This window comes from Streptomyces sp. AC558_RSS880 (assembly GCF_019049255.1).
GTDB lineage: Bacteria > Actinomycetota > Actinomycetes > Streptomycetales > Streptomycetaceae > Streptomyces.
In genome coordinates this window covers 154,037-172,348 of the sequence record NZ_JAGMUJ010000040.1, presented here as the reverse complement: position 1 = coordinate 172,348, position 18,312 = coordinate 154,037, and the positions used below count along the sequence as shown (strand labels likewise).

Here is an 18,312-nt window from a genome sequence, read left to right as displayed (position 1 = left end):
CCATGCTTCCCTCTCTGGCCGCCGAGGATCTGCGTCGTGCCCTCGCCGCGTACCTGACGACGAGCTTCGCGCTCGCCGACGACGACGTCCGCGAGGAGCTCGAGGCGTTCCTGGAGCGGCCGGAGAGCAGGCTCTTCCGCGGCCCGTACCTCCGTGTCCGCACCCCCTTCCGGGAGGCACCCCGGGGCTGGGAACAGGCCCTTGACTGGTACCCCGACGGCTTCCGCCCCTACACCCACCAGGCCACCGCCTGGCAACGCCTGTCCAGCAAGGCGGGCCACGCCCCCGAGCCGACGATCGTCACCACCGGCACCGGCTCCGGCAAGACGGAGTCGTTCCTCATCCCGATCCTGGACCACTGTGCCCGCGCCCGAGCCGCCGGAGTGAAGGGCGTCAAAGCCCTCCTGCTCTACCCGATGAACGCGCTGGCCGACGACCAGGCCCGCCGCATCGACGACCTGCTCGCCGAGAACCCCGCCCTCTCCTCCGTCACCGCCGGCGTCTACATCGGCGGGACCGCCGGAAACCGCCCTCCGGAGGACGAGGACGAGGACGCCCCCGGCTCCTACGCCCGCGAGGCCGGCGCGAGCACGATCACCCCCGCCCAGCTGTCGCCCGACAGCCGCCTGATCACCGACCGCGAGGCGATCCGGGCCAACCCACCGGACCTCCTCCTCACCAACTACAAGATGCTGGACCTCCTCCTCCAGCGGGTCCCGGACGTCCCGCTCTGGAAGGACGGTGGGCTGACCTACGTCGTTCTGGACGAGTTCCACACCTACGACGGAGCCCAGGGAACCGACGTCGCCATGCTGCTGCGCCGCCTCGGCGCGGCCACCGGCAAGGCGGAGCCGGGCCGCCCGCTCGGCACGATCACTCCCGTCGCCACCTCCGCCACCCTCGGCGGCGGTGCCTCCGCCGACAAGGTCGCCCCGGACGCCGACGGCCCGCAGAAGTCGGACCGCGAACTCCTCCTCGAATTCGCCGAGAAGGTCTTCGGAACGCCCTTCCCCGACACCGCCCTCATCGGCGAGGACCGCCAGTCACCCGCCGACTTCGTCGCCGAGCCGGACTTCCTCCTCCCCGTCCCCTCACCGGTGGCCCTCGCCGCGATCCCCGACCCCCTCAACGACCCCACCGCCATCCACCGACTGGCGGAACTCGTCGTCGGCATGGACTTCGCCGACCCCCTCGAACTCGGCAGGAAACTCCGCCAGCACAACCTCATCCGGGCCCTCCTCGACGTCGCCGGCTACCTCCCCGTCACCGTCCCCGACATCGCCCGGGAGTTCGCCAAACGCGGTGGCGGCGCGGCCTGGGACGAGGCGGCCCGTACGGACGTCAACCTGGTCGCGACCGGCCTCGCCCGGCTCCTCGCACTCGTGTCGACGGCTCGCGCCCAGGACCCGGAAACCGGCCGCATCGGCCCGTTCCTGCGCGTCGAGGCTCAGCTCTGGGTCCGTGAGGTGCGCCGTGTCATCCGCGCTGCGACGGCGACCCCGCACTTCCGCTGGTTCGACGACGACGGCCCCACCGGGGACACCCAGCCCAACCCGGCCAACCTCGCCATCTACCCCGCCGCCGAGGTGGACGGCACCGCCGACGCCGAAGCGGAGAAGGACACCGGCACCGATGCCCCGGCCCCGTTCGTCCGGCCCGTCGGCCCGGCCTACCGGGCCCACCTGCCCGCCGTGTACTGCCGTCACTGCGGACGCTCGGGCTGGGCGGCGCTCTCCACGGACCTGGAGTGGCAGCACCTCAAGACCAAGCCGCTGGAGATCTACCGGGCCTCCGCCCAGAACAACCGCGCCGTGCGCTGGATGATCCGCGCCAGGCCCGGCGAGCACACCCCCGTCTTCCTGCACGCTGAGGAAGGCGAGCTGCGGACCGTAGCCGGCAGCGAGACCGTGCCGGTGCTCACCGTCCCCGGGCCGATCCCTGCCGGGACGGGGGACAGGTGCCCCTCCTGCGACCTCTCCGACGGCATGCGCTTCCTCGGCGCGGGCACTGCCACCCTCGCCTCCGTCACCACCACCCAGCTCTTCTCCGACCGTGGCCTGACCGACGACGAGCGCAAACTGCTCGTGTTCACCGACTCCGTCCAGGACGCCACGCACCGGGCCGCGTTCATCGCCAACCGCAGCTTCGGCTTCACCTTCCGCGGCCTGCTTGCCGAGCAACTCAAGCCGGGCGTCCCCGTCGCCGTGCACGACCTCGCCACCGACGCGGCCGAAGCCGTCGTGACGGCCGCCGAGAAGGGCGAGCGGAGCAAACTCGCCTCGATCGTCCCGCCCGACCTGCGGGACAACCCGGAGATCCGCACCCTCCTCACCGGCGAGGGGTTCAGCGACGCGGGCGCGTACATGCTGCAGGACCGCATGGTCTTCCAGACGCTGATGGAGTTCGGCCTGCGCTCCCGCCTCGGCCGCACCCTTGAACTGACCCGCACCGCCGCCGCCGAGGTGGAGCTGCCCGACGCCGCCACCGTCGCCGCGCTGCTGCGCGAGGCCCACCAGCGCCTCCCCGGGCAGATCACGCTCCCCACCGACGACACCGCGTACCAGGTATACCTGCGCGGGCTCCTCGAGCGGATGCGGCTGCGCGGCGCGCTGTTCCACCCCTGGCTGAAGGAGTACATCGCGCAGGCCGGCGCCCGCCGCTGGCCGATCTGGGGCGGACGGCCCACCGGGATGCCCGCCTTCCCACGCGGTCTGGCCGCACCGACCTTCCCGATCCTCGGCAAGCTCGGAACATCCGACTTCGACTCGCTCACCCGCGACAACACCTGGTTCGCCGACTGGGGCCACCGGGCCCTCGGCTGCACGCGGCACGAGGCCCGCGCCGTCGCCGAGCAGGCGATGAAGCTACTGGCCCAGCGGGAGGTGCTGGCCACCTACCCCGGCGACGGCGGCTCGACCGTCTTCGCGCTCCGGCCGCGCACCATCATGGTGCACAGCCTCGCCACCGACCCCTCCTCGCCCGACGACGCCTACGGCGCCGCCGTCAACGACTACGGCGTCCGCTGCGACAACTGCACCTGGCGCCACACCGTGCCACCCGGCCGGCGCGACGACTGGCTCGGCACCCCCTGCCTGCGCTTCCAGTGCACCGGCACGTTCACCACCGACGACCGCGACTACCGCGACGACTACTACCGCCGCCTCTACACCGTCGACCGTCCCGGCGACGTCCTCACCGCCGAGCACACGGGCGCCCTCAGCCGGGCCCGCCGCGAAGAGGTCGAGCAGGCCTTCAAACTGCGCCGCGCGCCCTTCGACCCGAACGTGCTGACCTGCACGCCCACCCTCGAACTCGGCATCGACATCGGCGACCTGTCCGCCGTACTGCTGGCCTCCTTGCCGCCCGCGCCCGCAAATTACGCGCAGCGCATCGGCCGCGCCGGACGCAGCACCGGCAACTCGCTCACCGTCACCTTCGTCCCGCGCGGCGCCCGCAATCAGTACTACCTGCACGCCCCCGAGCAGATGCTCGCCGGGCGGATCATCCCGCCGGACTGCTACCTCGACGCCTCCGAGATCCTGCACCGCCAGTACCTGGCGTACCTGCTGGACCGGGCCGCGGACCGCAGCCTGTGGCAGGGGACGGCGACGCCCGAGGAGCCCATGCCGCACCGCATCGGCGGGCTCTTCACCCGCGGGCTGGCCGAAGGCGGCTGGTTCCGCCGCTTCTTGGACGTCGCCCAGGCCCGCCACGCCGAACTCGCCTCTGCCTTCATCGCGCTCTTCCCCGCCATGTCGCCGGAGGCCGAACAGGGGCTGCGGCAGTTCGCCGCGCTGAAGCTGGAGGAGTCGGTGGGCAAGGCCGCCACCGCCTGGCGCAAGCGCCTGGAGGCACTGCGCTCCCGCTCCCGGCAGATCGGCCGCGCCTTCGACGCCCTGTCCACCGCCTCCGGCGACCGCGAACGCGACGAACAGCGCCGCCAGCTCTACGCGGAGCGCAGGTCCGTCAACAAGCGCCGGGACGCGCTGGTCGGCGAGAACTCGGTCAACGCCATGGTCCGGCTCGGCCTGCTGCCCAACTACACGCTGCACGACGACGCCACGCTCCTGGACGCCACCCTGTGGTGGAAGGACGCCGACGGCGAGTTCCAGGAGAAACTGACCGAGTACGGGCGCGGCTCGCGCACCGGCCTGCTGGAACTCGCGCCCGGCAACACCTTCCACAGCGACGGCTACAAGTACATCGTCAACGGCGTGGACCTGGGCGCCGGCGAGGGCGACACCGCGTACGCCCAGTGGCGGCTGTGCCCGGAGTGCGGCTACGTCGCCACCGCCGAGACCGGACCCGACCTGACCGCCTGCCCGCGCTGCCAGGCCGCGCAGATCGGCGACCCGGGCGCCCTCCACACCGTCCTCGTGCCCGAACGCGTCACCGCCCGCGAACGCCGCGAGGACGCGCGGCTCACCGACGAGCGCGACGAGCGCGAACGACGCCGGTTCTCCGACCTCACACTGGTCGACATCGACCCGGACCAGCCCCAGGGACTGCGGGCCTGGAAGCGGAAGGGGGACCTGCCGTTCGGTGTCGAGTTCGCGCGGGAGGCCACCATCCGCACGCTGAACCTCGGCCCGGCCGCCGCCGCGGGCCCCGAGCACCAGATCGCCGGGGAGCAGGTCCAGGTCCCCGGCTTCGAGACCTGCCTGGAGTGCGGGGCCGTACGCGGCGTGCATCCGCAGGCGTGGGACCGCAAGGCCCAGCGGATCGGCACCCGGCACGCGTACTGGTGCGGTCACAAGGACGACGGGATCGACGCCGAACCGGTACAGCGGCTCGTCCTCGCCCACGAGCTGACGACCCAGGCGCTGCGCATCCTGCTGCCCTTCTCCACCCTGCACCTGGAGACCCGGCTGGTGTCGTTCAAGGCGGCGCTGCTGCTGGGCATCACCAAGCACTTCGGCGGCGCCCCCGACCACCTGCGGGTCGTCACCGCCACCATGCCGGGCGGCACACAGGAACTGCGCCGCCGGTTCCTCGTCCTGCACGACTCCATGCCCGGCGGCACGGGCTACCTGGAACACCTCGCCGACCGCACCGTGCTGCACCGGGTGCTGACCCTCGCCCAGACCGCGCTGCGGGACTGCCCCTGCGGCAAGGAGAACGTGCGCACCCCCTGCCACCGCTGCCTGCTGCCACACGTCAGAAGCGACGAACACCCCCACGTGTCGCTGCGCGTCGCCAGGGAGCTGCTGGACGAGATCCTGACGGACTGGGACACCGAGGACGTCGACACCCTGTCCGGCGTGCGCATCGACCAGCTCGCCGACAGCGAACTGGAGGCCCAGTTCGTCCGCACCCTCGTCGACTGGGGCAACCGCAAGAAGGAGACCGGCACGGTGACGCCCCGCGCCGGTGAGCGCGGCATGGAGTACGAGCTGCGTTTCACCCGGCCCGACGACGGCACCACCCGCTGGCTCTTCCAGGACCACGTACGCCAGCTGACCTCCGCACCCAGCGAACCGGACTACCTGCTGACGCGGATCGACGGGCCCTCCACCCGCATCGCGGTCTTCCTCGACGGCTACGCCTACCACGCCAGCGCGGGCATCAACCGGATCGCCGACGACGCGGCTAAGCGCGAGGCGCTGCGGGCCGAGGGCACACAGGTGTGGCAGTTCACCCACACCGACGTCATGGCCTGGAAGGCCGCCGTGGAGGGGACCTCGGCGGACCGCGAGGTACGCACGCCCGCGGAACCGCTCCTCGGCGACAACGCGCTGCGGACCGCTCGGCAGATCCACCAGACCCTGATCGGCGGCCCGCGCTCGGAGGACACCCTGGACCCGGTGCTGCGCAACCCGATCGAGACCCTGCTGGCCGTCCTGGCCGACCCCGACGCGGAGAAGTGGTCCCGCAAGGCCGCCGCCCTCATCGGCGGCTTCGCCGGTGGCGGAGCCACGCGGCAGCCGGTCGACCGGCAGGCCGTGGGCGAGGGACTGCCGCGGATACTGGCCGGGGACCCCCTGTCGGCGCCTGCCGGCCAGGCCGCCCCCGACGCCATGGCGCTGGACGCCCGAACTCCGGGCGGGTTGCGCGTCATCGGACTGCTCGACCGGAGGCCCGAACCCTCGACCGGCCAGCCGGGCATGTCCGCCTGGTCGGCCTTCACCGTCCTGGACGACCGCGACGAGGCCGTTGCCGAGCCCGCCCACCGCCGGCGCTGGGCCGACTGGCTGCGCTGGTCCAACCTGCTGCAACTGCTGACCGGCGCCCACGGCCCCGCGCTGCCGCGCTCGTTCCATCAGGTGGCCCTGTCCACGGCCGGACAGCTGGACGCGCACGCGGTCGCCCTGCTCGCCGGTGCGCTGCCCACTACGAGCGGTGTGCTCGAGCAGCTGCCGCAGCCGTGGGCGGAAGCGGTCGAATGGGCCGCACCACAGGCCGAGAAGCTGCTGTTCGACCTGGTGAAGGAAGCGCGGACACGCCGCTTCGACGCTCCCGAGGTCGGCTTCGAACTCGACGAGCGGATGCCGGAACAGGCGGAACTCGCCTGGCCCGACGCCAAGGTGGCGGTCTTCCTCGACATGAACGAGGACCGCGACGCGGCGTTCGCGGCGGCCGGCTGGCACGTCGCCCACGCGGAAACTGTTGATGTGGCCGAGCTGGCCGAGCGTTTGGAGAACCGCTGATGTCCAAGGCCCAGGTCGTCATGGCTGACGTCTTCGGCAAGTACTACGACGCCCTGGACGGAGCCGTCCAGGCGCAGGTGCTGCAGTTCATCATGAAGATGCAGCGCGATCCGGACGCCAACGGACTCAACCTCAAGCCGCCGAAGGGCGGCCGCGACAAGCGGGTCCGCACGGCCAGGATCAACGACAACTTCCGGGCCGTGCTGATGCACTACGCCGACCGGATCTACTACCTGGTCGCGGTCCTGCCGCACGACGATGCCTACACCCTCGCCTCCCACATCATCTTCGACATCAACAAGGTCACCGGCGGCGTCGAGCTGATCAACCTGGCGAGCGTCGAGGGCACCCTCAGCGGACAGCCCGCCAAGGCCCCCGCCGAGCAGGCCGAGCCGTCGGTCTTCGCCGAGGTTTCCGACGCGGACTTCGACCGGCTCGGCGTCCACCCCTCGGTTGTCCCCGCCCTGCGCGAGATCCGCAGCGTCGACGCCATCCTCGGCTTCGTCGAGCACCTGCCGAAACTCGCCCGGGACGTGATCCTCTGCCTCGCCGACGGCATGACCGTCGAGCAGGTCTGGGAACACGTCAGCTCGGTGGCCGCCACCAGCGACACCGTCGACCCGGAGGACTACGAAGCCGCCAACGAGCGCCCCGCCACCAAGGAGTCGTTCGTCATCACCGGCGACGTCGCCGAGTTCAAGCAGATCATGTCCGAGCCGCTGTCGGCCTGGCGGATCTTCCTGCACCCGGCACAGCGCGCCCTGGCCGAGCGTAAGACCCCCAACAAGGGCTCGGTGCGCGTCACCGGCGGCCCCGGCACGGGCAAGACCGTCGTGGCCCTCCACCGGGTCAAGGCCCTGGCCGAGCGGATGCCGCCGGGCCAGGCGATCCTGCTCACCACCTACACCACCACCCTCGCCGACCTGCTGCGCTCCCTGCTGGAGGACCTCGGCGGCGCACAGCTCGCCGCGAAGGTCGACGTCCGCAACATCGACAAGGTCTCCTACGGCATAGCCAAGGACATCTTCGGAGCCAAGACCCCGAAACCCCTCGGCGACGACGAGATCCGCAGTCGCTGGGAGGAGCTGGCCGAGGAGCAGCAGCCGCACCGCTGGGACGCACGCTTCCTGGAAGCCGAGTGGAAGCAGGTCGTGCTCGCCCAGGACGTACGCAGCCGGGACGAGTACCTCACCGCCAGCCGGGCCGGACGCGGCCGGCGCCTCAACCGTCCCGAACGCGCCCAGGTGTGGGGCCTGATCGAAGCCTTCGAGCACCGCCTGGACGCGGCCGGCGAGGTCGGCGTCACCCAGCTCGCCGCGCAGGCCGCCCGGATCGCCTCCGGATGGAACGACGAGACGCGGCCGTACCGGCACATCGTCGTGGACGAGGCCCAGGACCTGCACGCCGCGCACTGGAAGCTGCTGCGGGCGCTGGTCCCGGACGGCGAGGACGACCTGTTCATCGTCGGCGACGCCCACCAGAGGATCTACGGCAACCAGACCCCGCTGAGCGCCCACGGCATCAACGTGCGAGGCGGGCGCTCCAAGCGACTCACCCTGAACTACCGCACGACCCGGCAGATCCTCGGCACCTCCCTGAGCCTGCTGGGCGACGCGCGCTTCGACGACCTCGACGACTCGACCGAGGACCTCGGCGGCTACCGGTCCGTCCTCGGCGGAGCCAAGCCTGAACTCGTCGAGTACCCCTCCACAGCCGCCGAGCTCTCGGGGCTGGCCGCGCGGGTCAAGGACTGGCTGGCCGAGGGCCTGAAGGAGGACGAGATCGTCGTCACCGCCCGGACCAACAAGCTCGTCAGGGCGGCGGTGGAGGCGTTGAAGAGCGCGAAGATCAAGGCCGTCCAGGTGATGCCGCGGCAGACCCCGGAGATCGGTTCCGGAGTGCACGTGATGACGATGCACCGGATCAAGGGGCTGGAGTACCGGGCGGTCGCGATCATCGGCGTCGGCGCCGACCACGTGCCGCAGTCCGGCGCCGTCACCCCCGCCTCCGAGGACCGCCTCCAGTACCAGCGCGACCTGCAGCGCGAACGCTCCCTGCTGTTCGTCGCCGCCACCCGGGCGCGCGAACAGCTTGCCGTCACCTGGGCGGGGAAACGCAGCCCGTTCCTGGAAGGAAGCCACTGACCTGGGGTGATTTGTCGGAGCAGCGCGTTACAGTCGCCGCGGGGCCAACCGCTGTTCGGCTCTCGCCTCAGATCGGGATGTGGGCGGACGAGATATGTACCTAAAGAATCTGCGCCTAAGGAACATCAGGTCGTTCCACGGCGCGCGCACAGTCGACCTGGACCTGACCCGGCCCGACGGCTCCTACGCCGGCTGGACGGTACTGGCCGGCCGGAACGGCTCGGGTAAGACGACGCTGCTGCGCGCGCTCGCCCTGGCGGTCAGCGGACCGGCCGTCGCCCGGAGTCTCGTCCCCGGGTTCGACACCTGGGTCGCCAGGGACGAGAGGGTGGCGAAGGCGGAGGTGTGCCTGGTCCACGATCCCGAGGACGACGAGTTCACGGGAGGGAGGCGCCCGGCCCTGCCCATCTGGGCCGGGCTGCGGTGGACCGCGTCGAACGAGGGGTCACTGTCCGGCAAGCCGGGGTCCAGCAGGACCGGCCAGCCGTCGCTGATGCCCATCGGCTACCAGAAGGAGCGGCCTGTCGCCCTGCGCGGCCCGTGGGCCGACAACCCCGTGGGATGGTTCTGCGCGGGGTACGGTCCCTTCCGTAGACTGGCCGGTGGCTCCAGCGACATCCAACGGCTGATGTCCACCTCAGGCCCCGTTGCCCGGCTGACCAGTCTCTTCCACGAGGACGCCTCCTTGGCGGAGGGCGTGAGCTGGCTCATCGAGCAGCATCTGCGCGCCTTCGAGGACCGTGAGGGTGCCCGGGACCTCAAGGCTGCCGCACTGGCCATCCTCGGTGACGATCTGCTCCCCGACGACTACCGCGTCGACAGCGTCGACTCCGAGGGCCTGTGGGTCATAAACCGGAACCACAAGTTCCCGCTGCGTGAGATGAGCGACGGCTACCGTACGGTGGCCGCCCTGGTAGTGGACATCCTCAAGCAGATCCACGACGCCTACGGCGAACTCGTCCTCGACACGACGGACGGTGTTCCGAACGTGCCGAGTCCGGGGGTCGTCATCATCGACGAGATCGACGCCCATCTGCACGTCTCGTGGCAGAAGCGGATCGGTGGCTGGTTGAAGGCGCATTTCCCGAACATCCAGTTCATCGTCACCACGCACAGCCCGTACATCTGCCAGGCGGCCGACCCGGGCGGTCTGATCCGACTCCCGGGCCCGGACGAGGACAGCCCGGTGGAAGTCGTGCCCGAGCACCTCTACGACCGCGTCATCTTCGGCAGCGGGGACGACGCCGTACTTTCCGACCTGTTCGGGCTCGACACTCCGTACTCGGAGAAGGCCGAGGAGAAGCGGGAGGAGCTCATCGCCCTGGAAATGGACGTGGTGCGTGGCCGTGCCAGTGAGGTGGAGAAGGCGCACTACCGGGCTCTGAAGCGCAAGCTGACCAGTTCCCCCGCGACCCGTGTCGACGAGATCACGGCCCGGCGCCACTCGGGCCGCGCACGGGGCGATTCATGATCCGCATCACGCGAGGAGCCCTCCCGCAACAGACCCTGACGGAGATGTCCGGTCACACGGACGACATCAGGCAGGCACCCGTCCCACGGCAGCGGGCGAAGCAGTTATGGAAGCACACGACTGTGCGGAGGCACATACACCCGGCCCTGCGCTCAGCCCTGGCGGAGATGGCACCCGGCCTGGAACGCTGCATGTACTGCGGAGACAACCAGGGCACGGACATCGACCACTTCGAGCCCGTCCGCGAGAATCCGTTACGGACCTTCGACTGGAGCAACCACCTGCTGGCGTGCTCCCTGTGCAACAGCCATCTGAAGCGCGACGTCTTCCCGCTCGCCGCCGACGGCACGCCCCTGCTCGTCGACCCGAGCAGCGAGGACCCCGCGGCGCATCTGCACCTCTCGCTTGCCACTGGCGTGTACGTGCACCTTACGGACAAGGGTAAGGAGACGATCAAGGTCTTCGGCCTCAACCGGGGCATCCTCGTCCGAGGACGCCTCAACGCCTACCGGATCACCCCACTCCTCCTGAGGGAATGGCGCGTCGCCGTCGACAAGGGTGACCTGGAGGACGCCGCGGACTGCGCGGCCACCATCTGGGAGCAGCCGACTGCCGACGTCGTCCATGCCATGTTCCACCAGGCGCTCGCCCCTGGTGCCGAAGACATCTTCGTGGACGAGTCCGAAGTCCTCGCTCTGCTGCGTGACCCGGAGGTACGTACAGTTCTTTTGCCTGAGACCTGACCTGGTCCACGTCCGCTTGCGCGTGAGCTGTCGGCTGGAGGGAAAACGACGATGGACCCTTGATGATTAAGGGTCCATCTCGATCTTGCTGGTGTCCGAGGGGGGACTTGAACCCCCACGCCCGATAAAGGGCACTAGCACCTCAAGCTAGCGCGTCTGCCATTCCGCCACCCGGACAAGGTGTCTGTCGCGCGGGGTTTCCCCCGTGGCGACGACGTAAACATTACCAGGTGTTCCGGGGTGGCCGATCACCCCCGCCCGGCCGCGCCGTCGCGTGAACGGCGTGTGACGGGCCGGGCCGGGTCTTGGGGCGCGACCGCGGGGGAGGGAGGATGAGGGGACGACCCACCAGCGGGAACACCAGCAGCGGGAGGAAGCACGTGAGCGAGACGGACACGGCCAGGAGCGTCACCGGTGAGGACGAGGTCGTGGACCTCTGCCGCGAGCTGATCCGGATCGACACCAGCAACTACGGCGACCACTCGGGCCCCGGCGAGCGCAAGGCGGCCGAGTACGTCGCCGAGAAGCTCGCCGAAGTGGGACTCGAGCCGCAGATCTTCGAGTCGCACCCCGGACGAGCCTCCACGGTGGCCCGGATCGAGGGCGAGGACCCGTCGCGGCCCGCGCTGCTCATCCACGGCCACACCGACGTCGTACCGGCCAACGCCGCCGACTGGACCCACCACCCCTTCTCCGGCGAGATCGCCGACGGATGCGTGTGGGGGCGCGGGGCCGTCGACATGAAGGACATGGACGCGATGACCCTCGCGGTCGTCCGCGACCGGCTGCGCAGCGGCCGCAAGCCCCCGCGCGACATCGTCCTCGCCTTCCTCGCGGACGAGGAGGCCGGCGGCACGTACGGCGCCCGCCACCTGGTCGACAACCACCCGCACCTCTTCGAGGGCGTCACCGAGGCGATCAGCGAGGTGGGCGGCTTCTCGTTCACCGTCAGCGAGCAGCGCCGCCTGTATCTGATCCAGACCGCCGAGAAGGGCATGCACTGGATGAAGCTGACCGTGGCCGGCACCGCCGGGCACGGGTCGATGATCCACCGCGACAACGCCATCACCGAGCTGTCGGAGGCCGTCGCGCGTCTCGGCCGGCACAAGTTCCCCGTCCGCGTCACGAAGACGACCCGGGCCTTCCTCGACGAACTGGGCGACGCCCTCGGGACCGAGCTCGACCCGGAGAACATGGAGGGGACCCTCGCCAAGCTCGGCGGCATCGCCAAGCTCATCGGCGCGACACTGAGCAATACCGCCAATCCCACCCAGCTGGGCGCGGGCTACAAGGTCAACGTCATCCCGGGCGAGGCGACCGCGCACGTGGACGGTCGGTTCCTGCCCGGACACGAGGAGGAGTTCCTCGCCGACCTCGACCGGATCCTCGGTCCGAAGGTGCGGCGCGAGGACGTCCACTCCGACAAGGCCGTCGAGACCACGTTCGACGGAGCCCTCGTGGACGCGATGCAGTCCGCGCTGGTGGCCGAGGACCCGGCCGCGAAGGCCATCCCGTACATGCTCTCCGGCGGAACGGACGCCAAGTCCTTCGACGACCTCGGCATCCGGGGCTTCGGCTTCGCGCCCCTCAAGCTCCCCCCGGAGCTGGACTTCGCCGGCATGTTCCACGGGGTCGACGAGCGGGTGCCGGTGGACGGTCTGAAGTTCGGTGTGCGGGTGCTCGACCGCTTCCTCGACGCCTCCTGAGGCGGTTACCCGATGAACTCAATAATCGTGCAGGCGTACAGAGTTGACCGGGAAGAGTGAATGCGACGATAAGCTCGTAGCCTCATTACTCCGTCCTCGTTAGCCGTGATGTGATCCGCGACTTTGGATCGCTTTGCCAACTAGGAGGAATAATGCTCAAGAAGGTCGTCGCCGTCGCGGCTGCCACCGGTGGTCTGGTTCTCGCGGGCGCGGGCATGGCCGCCGCCGACTCCGGTGCCCAGGGTGTTGCCGCGCACTCCCCGGGTGTCCTTTCCGGCAACGTCGTGCAGGCCCCGATCCACGTCCCCGTGAACGTCTGCGGCAACACGATCTCCGTGATCGGGCTGCTGAACCCCGCCTTCGGCAACGTCTGCATCAACAAGTGACGTTGTGCCTCGCCCTCTAGGGCACGCCCGCTGAGGGCTTGAGCCCGTCGGCCCCGGAGCGTGCGCCATGCGCTCCGGGGCCGACCGCTCTCATCGAACGTCGGAACACCGGGAATCCTGCGGAACGCCGATTCCCGGCACCAGGTCGAAGGCAGGGATTTCAGCAATGCGACAGGTCACCCGCAAGGGCCTGATGACGATGGCGGCGGCCACGGGCGTACTCGCCGCCGCGGGCGGGACCGCCCACGCCGACTCCGGCGCGACGGGCCACGCCGCCGGCTCGCCCGGCGTGGGCTCCGGGAACACGGTGCAGGCGCCGATCCACATCCCGGTGAACGTCTGCGGGAACACGGTCAACGTGGTCGGTGTCCTCAACCCGTCGGTGGGGAACTCCTGTGCCAACCAGGGTGGCTCTTCCTCGGGCGGGTACGGCGACTCCGGCGGCCACGGCGGTTCGCACGCCGGTGGCCATGCCGAGGGCTCGCCCGGTGTGCTCTCCGGGAACACGGTGCAGGCGCCGGTGCATGTGCCGGTGAACGTCTGCGGGAACACGGTCGACGTGGTCGGTGTCCTCAACCCGTCGGTGGGGAACTCCTGTGCCAACCAGGGTGGCTCTTCCTCGGGTGGGTACGGCGACTCCGGCGGCCACGGCGGTTCGCACGCCGGCGGCCATGCCGAGGGCTCGCCCGGCGTGGGCTCCGGCAACCACATCCAGGCACCGATCCACATCCCGGTGAACGTCTGCGGCAACAGCGTCGACATCCTCGGCGCCGGCAACGCCACCGAGGGCAACGGCTGCGCGAACGGCGGCTCGGGCCACGACACCCCGGGACAGCCCGGCGACCCCGGCGACCCGGGCGACCCCGGCAGCCCCGAGCACCCCGGCAGCCCCGAGCACCCCGGCAGCCCGGAGCACCCCGGCGACGAGCCGGGCACCCCGGACCGCCCGTCGGCCGACGACCAGCAGGGCGTCCACTCCCTCACCCACCCCCGGCACGACGCGCAGCTCGCGCAGACCGGCAGCGAGCTGCCGCTGGGGCTCGTCCTGCCCGTCGGCGCGGGCGCGCTGCTCGCCGGCGCGGTCCTCTACCGCAAGGCACGGACCGCCGCGTGACACCGGACACACGGAGCGGACCCCGCGACCGCGGGGTCCGCTCCGTCGTGTGATTCCGGTCGGGTGTCGAAGATCACCAAGTGGCGCGCACCTGGCGGATGATCCGCCTCCGCAGCCGCACCCTGCGACTGCCGTCACGCATCAGCGTCAGGCGGTACAACTCCCAGTGACCGTACTCTGCATGGTCCGTCAGCAGACGTGCCGTCTCCTTGCGGGAGACCCCGCGCGGTACGTGCACGTCGACAAATTCGTATTCCGGCATCGCATCTATTGTGCGGGCCGGGCCCCGGTACGGATAGCGTCTGCACTATGTCTGATGCTGCGCAGCCCACCGCTGCCGAGGTACGCGCCGCCGCCGAGGCGGTGAAGACCGCGCTCGACCGCCACCTGGCCGCGGTCGAACGACGGTCGGGTGAGGACGACCCGGCCGTCTACGAGGCGTTCAACCAGCTGGCCGCGGCCGCGGAGGCGTACGACGAACTGCTCTACGACCGCTACGACGAGGTCACCCCCTTCGAGATCCCCGGCGCGGAGGACGCGCCGCCGTACACCGGTCCCGAGGAACCGGCCGCGCTCAGCGTGCTGATCCGCCGTGACTACGCCGTCGTGGAACCCCAGCGGCTGCGCGCGCACGCCCAGCGGATCGAGGCGGCCGACGACGAGGGCTCGGAGGCGTCGGGCACCGTCCACGGCGCGCTCGGCCTGCTGTTCGGCGAGTTCGAGCCGGACGAGATCGCCTCCCGGCACAAGGAGTTCGGACTGGAGGAAGGCGACTCCACGCTCTGGGTGACGGCATCGGACGACCCCGCGGAACCCGGCGAGTGGCTGGAGGCGCCGTTCGAGCAGGTGGACCCGCAGCGGGTGGTGTGCCGCTTCGACGTCAGCGCGGTCTTCGACGACGAGGAGGACCTCGAGGACGAGGACGACCTGGAGGACGAGCTGGACCCGGACGAGGACCTGGAACCCCTCGACGCGGACCGCTGACCGCACCCGCCCCACGCGGGCGGCGGCCCTCCGGTGCCGCCGCCCGCGTGGGGGTCCGGCTCAGCCCTCCGCCACCGGAACCTGCGGGGCCAGCAGCACCGGCAACCGGGTGGTCCGCGGCTTCGCCGCCACCTCGGCCACGGCACGCGGCAGCGCCTGCTCCACACCGTGCACCACGGACAGATGCCGGTCGGCCCTGCTGAACGCCGTGTACACCCAGGGCCGGCTCAGTGCCTGTGCGGCGTCACCGGGCAGCACCACGACCACCGCGGGCCACCGGCAGCCCACCGCCTGGTGCGCGGTCAGCGCCCACCCGTGCCGCACGGACGACTCCACCCGCTCCCTCGGTACGACGACCTCCTCGCCCCCGCACTCCAGGTGCAACCCCTCGCCGTCGGCCCTCACCACGCGGCCCGGCAGCGCACGACCCGGAGCGGGGGAGTAGGCGACCCGGTCACCCGGGTCGAATCCGCCGAAGCGTCCCGGCCCCGGATTCAGCCGCTCCTTGAGCGCCGCGTTCAACGCACGCGTACCCACCGCACCCCCGTGCCCCGGAGTGATCACCTGGGTCTCCTCGACCGGCACGCCGATCGCTCGCGGCACCGAGTCCACCACCAGCTGCACGGTCCGGTGCACGGCCTCCCCCGCGTCCCGCACCGGCACGATCACGACCTCCTTGCCGGGCGCCGCCACCTGGTTCAGCTCGCCGACGCCGATGCCCGAGACCAGCTCACCCAGCGGGCCGGGATCCGGCCGCCGCGAGGCGATCTGCGGGCAGACCCGCGCCGCCAGCAGATCCGCGAACACCCGCCCCGGCCCCACCGACCACAGCACACCCGGATCACCGGCCAGCACCAGCCGCGCCCCGTCCGGCAGCGACTCCGTCACCAGCGCGGCGGTCTCGACATCCAGCTGCGGAGCGTCGAGCACCACCAGCAGATCCACCTCCAGCGCCCCGTCGGCGTCCCGCCCGGGCCCCTCGGCACCGGACAGCAGTCCGGCGACGGTGGCGACCCCGGCCCCCCCGACCAGGCCCGCGAACCGGGCACGCCCCACCGGACCGTGGGCGGCGGCCCAGACCCGCAACCCCAGCTCCCGCGCGGCGCTCACCAGCGCCGCCGGTTCGGCCAGCGAGGCCTCCCCACCGGTGTGCAGCACCAGCCCGTGCCCGGCGACCGCCCGGATCAGCTCACCCGCGGAACCCTCCGCCGAGGCGGCCGCACGCTCCCACTCCTCACCCGCACCGTCCTGCCCGGTCACGGAGTTGACCAGCCGGGCCAGCCCGTCGGCCAGACTCTCCTCGGCCAGCGCACACCGCTCCAGCCCCACCAGCACCCGAACCGGCCGCTCCTCGTCCTCCCCGGCGCCACCGGCTTCGCCGACGGCGTCCTGGAAAACGAGCACGTCCCCCTCCGAGACGGCGTTCTGCACGGTCTCCTCGGGCTCCGGCACCCCCTGCCGCCCCAGCGCGGCGACCAGCGCCGACATCTCCAGCGCGGTGTGTCCGGCCAGCGCGGCCTGCTCCAGCAGCCACACGGTGACCGCCCGCCCCCGCCGCTCGTCGTCCGGCCCGGCCTCGGCGCCGAGCAGCGCCCGGGCGAACCCGTCCGCCTGCTCGGGACGCACCCCGGGGACCCGCAGCAACTGCCAGGGATCGGTGCGCAGCACGTCGGCGCCCCCGTCCCCGAACACGCCGGCGGCCTGTACGGCGATCCCCTCCGGCGCACCCCCCTGGACCAGCACCGCCCGCACGTCCTCGACGGCACCGGCGGCGGGAACCAGCGGGCCCGGAGCCACGGACGGAACCCGGCGCACGGGCTCGGGAGCGGGCCGCCGCGGCGCGGGTTCGGCCTCCGCGAACACGGTGGCGGCCGGCTTCTCACCGCTCTCCACGGCCCGTACGGCGGCCAGCAGATCCGCGGCCGTGCCGCTCAGCTTGCCCCCGGCCTCGATCGGCCCCTGCCGCTCCGCCTTCCGCCGCTCGATCCGCTCCCGCTCCACGCGCTGCGCGGCCAGCTCGGCCTCGGCCTCGGACACCTGCGCGCCCTCGGCAGACGTCCCCGGCTCCTCGGCGTCCTCCGCGGTCTCGGGCGGCTCCGTGCTCACAGCGTGCTCCAGTCGTGATCGGGATAGCGGTGCACGGGCGCCGACACGTCGTCGAGAGCCCGGCAGATCTCGTCAGGAAGACTAAGGGCCTCCACTGACAACGCCGCCGTGAGCTGCTGCGCGGTGCGCGCGCCGACGATGGGGGCGGCCACACCGGGCCGGTCACGGACCCAGGCGAGGGCCACCTGCAGCGCGGTCACGGCGAGCCCGTCCGCCGCCGTGGTCACGGCGTCCACGATGCGGCTCGCCGTGTCGTCGAGATACGGCTCGACGAACAGCGCGAGATGCTCCGAGGCACCCCGGGAGTCCGCCGGCGCGGAGTCGTTGCGGTACTTGCCGGTGAGCACGCCCCGGCCGAGCGGCGAGGACGGCAACAGCCCGATCCCCAGGTCGAGGGCCGCGGGGAGGACCTCGCGCTCCACGCCCCGCTGGAGCAGCGAGTACTCCATCTGGGTGCTCGCCAGCCGGGTTCTCACCCCCGGCGCGGCGAGTTGCCAGGTCGCCGCCTTGGCCAGCTGCCAGCCGCAGAAGTTGGAGACACCGGCGTACCGCACGCGCCCGCTGCCGACGGCGATGTCGAGCGCGGCGAGCGTCTCGTCCAGCGGGGTGGCGGGGTCGTAGGCGTGGATGTGCCACACGTCGACGTAGTCGGTGCCGAGGCGGGCGAGCGAGGCGTCCAGGGCGGAGAGCAGATGGCCGCGCGAGCCGTCGAAGCGGCGGTCCGGGTCGGGTACGCTCCCGGCCTTCGTGGAGATGACGAGGTCCTGGCGCGGTACCAGCCCGTCCATCAGCTTCCCGAGCAGGTACTCGGACTCTCCGTCGCCGTACACGTCGGCGGTGTCGACGAGGGTCCCGCCGGCTTCCCAGAACGTCTTCAAGAGGTCCGCGGCGTCGTGCTCGTCGGTGTCCCGACCCCAGGTCAGAGTCCCGAGCCCGATCCGGGACACGCGCAGGCCGGTACGGCCGAGATGCCTCTGCTCCATGAACGCCGAGATTACTGGCCAGAGCCTT

Annotated in this window: 11 protein-coding genes and 1 tRNA gene; 8 read left to right on the top strand and 4 right to left on the bottom strand. The window is 71.4% G+C overall.

What is annotated here, in order from left to right:
* Window positions 1-2: 2 nt before the first annotated feature.
* The 4 genes from KUM38_RS17630 to KUM38_RS17615 all read left to right on the top strand — a co-directional run bounded on the left by KUM38_RS17630 (window position 3) and on the right by KUM38_RS17615 (window position 11,005).
* The gene (locus KUM38_RS17630; protein WP_217130327.1) at window positions 3-6,647 is read left to right on the top strand and encodes a DEAD/DEAH box helicase; all 6,645 of its coding nucleotides are present in this window, start codon (window positions 3-5) and stop codon (window positions 6,645-6,647) included.
* On the top strand, window positions 6,647-8,791 hold the full coding sequence (locus KUM38_RS17625; protein ID WP_217130326.1) for a UvrD-helicase domain-containing protein: 2,145 nt from the start codon (window positions 6,647-6,649) through the stop codon (window positions 8,789-8,791). Before KUM38_RS17630 ends, KUM38_RS17625 begins: the two co-directional genes overlap by 1 nt.
* A 94-nt stretch (window positions 8,792-8,885) precedes the next feature.
* Window positions 8,886-10,262, top strand: a complete 1,377-nt coding sequence (locus tag KUM38_RS17620) for an AAA family ATPase (protein ID WP_217130325.1) — start codon at window positions 8,886-8,888, stop codon at window positions 10,260-10,262.
* A gap of 122 nt (window positions 10,263-10,384) precedes the next feature.
* Window positions 10,385-11,005, top strand: a complete 621-nt coding sequence (locus KUM38_RS17615) for an HNH endonuclease (protein WP_308408985.1) — start codon at window positions 10,385-10,387, stop codon at window positions 11,003-11,005.
* A gap of 89 nt (window positions 11,006-11,094) precedes the next feature.
* Here KUM38_RS17615 and KUM38_RS17610 read toward each other — a convergent pair.
* Window positions 11,095-11,182: transfer RNA gene (locus tag KUM38_RS17610), tRNA-Leu, on the bottom strand.
* Window positions 11,183-11,385: 203 nt separating this feature from the next.
* Between KUM38_RS17610 and KUM38_RS17605 the strand changes: the two genes are divergently transcribed.
* The 3 genes from KUM38_RS17605 (at window position 11,386) to KUM38_RS17595 (ending at window position 14,211) form a co-directional block, all read left to right on the top strand.
* On the top strand, window positions 11,386-12,711 hold the full coding sequence (locus tag KUM38_RS17605) for a M20/M25/M40 family metallo-hydrolase (protein ID WP_217130324.1): 1,326 nt from the start codon (window positions 11,386-11,388) through the stop codon (window positions 12,709-12,711).
* 152 nt (window positions 12,712-12,863) lie between these two features.
* Window positions 12,864-13,097, top strand: a complete 234-nt coding sequence (chpH, locus tag KUM38_RS17600) for a chaplin ChpH (RefSeq protein WP_217130323.1) — start codon at window positions 12,864-12,866, stop codon at window positions 13,095-13,097.
* A gap of 166 nt (window positions 13,098-13,263) precedes the next feature.
* Complete coding sequence (locus KUM38_RS17595; RefSeq protein WP_217130322.1) at window positions 13,264-14,211, top strand: chaplin; 948 nt, start codon at window positions 13,264-13,266, stop codon at window positions 14,209-14,211.
* A 73-nt stretch (window positions 14,212-14,284) separates the two neighbouring features.
* Here the strand turns inward: KUM38_RS17595 and KUM38_RS17590 are convergent, their stop codons facing one another.
* Window positions 14,285-14,473 (bottom strand): DUF5703 family protein, encoded by a 189-nt coding sequence (locus tag KUM38_RS17590; protein WP_026085313.1) that lies wholly within the window; start codon window positions 14,471-14,473, stop codon window positions 14,285-14,287.
* Between the two features lie 47 nt (window positions 14,474-14,520).
* Here KUM38_RS17590 and KUM38_RS17585 point away from each other — a divergent pair, with 47 nt between their 5' ends.
* Window positions 14,521-15,195, top strand: a complete 675-nt coding sequence (locus tag KUM38_RS17585) for a hypothetical protein (protein WP_217130321.1) — start codon at window positions 14,521-14,523, stop codon at window positions 15,193-15,195.
* A gap of 60 nt (window positions 15,196-15,255) precedes the next feature.
* On the opposite strand, the gene KUM38_RS17580 is transcribed toward KUM38_RS17585, so the two are convergent.
* Both KUM38_RS17580 and KUM38_RS17575 read right to left on the bottom strand, forming a co-directional pair.
* Window positions 15,256-17,301 carry an ATP-dependent RecD-like DNA helicase gene (locus KUM38_RS17580; RefSeq protein ID WP_308408984.1) on the bottom strand — a complete coding sequence of 682 codons (2,046 nt, stop codon included), beginning with the start codon at window positions 17,299-17,301 and terminating at the stop codon, window positions 15,256-15,258.
* Window positions 17,298-18,284 (bottom strand): aldo/keto reductase, encoded by a 987-nt coding sequence (locus KUM38_RS17575; RefSeq protein WP_217130320.1) that lies wholly within the window; start codon window positions 18,282-18,284, stop codon window positions 17,298-17,300. Before KUM38_RS17575 ends, KUM38_RS17580 begins: the two co-directional genes overlap by 4 nt.
* Window positions 18,285-18,312: the final 28 nt, after the last annotated feature.

Coding starts and splice junctions, on each gene's coding strand:
- KUM38_RS17590 (WP_026085313.1), bottom strand. CDS start 14,473: ATGCCGGAATACGAATTTGTCGACGTGCACGTACCGCGCGGGGTCTCC.
- chpH (WP_217130323.1), top strand. CDS start 12,864: ATGCTCAAGAAGGTCGTCGCCGTCGCGGCTGCCACCGGTGGTCTGGTT.
- KUM38_RS17585 (WP_217130321.1), top strand. CDS start 14,521: ATGTCTGATGCTGCGCAGCCCACCGCTGCCGAGGTACGCGCCGCCGCC.
- KUM38_RS17625 (WP_217130326.1), top strand. CDS start 6,647: ATGTCCAAGGCCCAGGTCGTCATGGCTGACGTCTTCGGCAAGTACTAC.
- KUM38_RS17620 (WP_217130325.1), top strand. CDS start 8,886: ATGTACCTAAAGAATCTGCGCCTAAGGAACATCAGGTCGTTCCACGGC.
- KUM38_RS17575 (WP_217130320.1), bottom strand. CDS start 18,284: ATGGAGCAGAGGCATCTCGGCCGTACCGGCCTGCGCGTGTCCCGGATC.
- KUM38_RS17630 (WP_217130327.1), top strand. CDS start 3: ATGCTTCCCTCTCTGGCCGCCGAGGATCTGCGTCGTGCCCTCGCCGCG.
- KUM38_RS17595 (WP_217130322.1), top strand. CDS start 13,264: ATGCGACAGGTCACCCGCAAGGGCCTGATGACGATGGCGGCGGCCACG.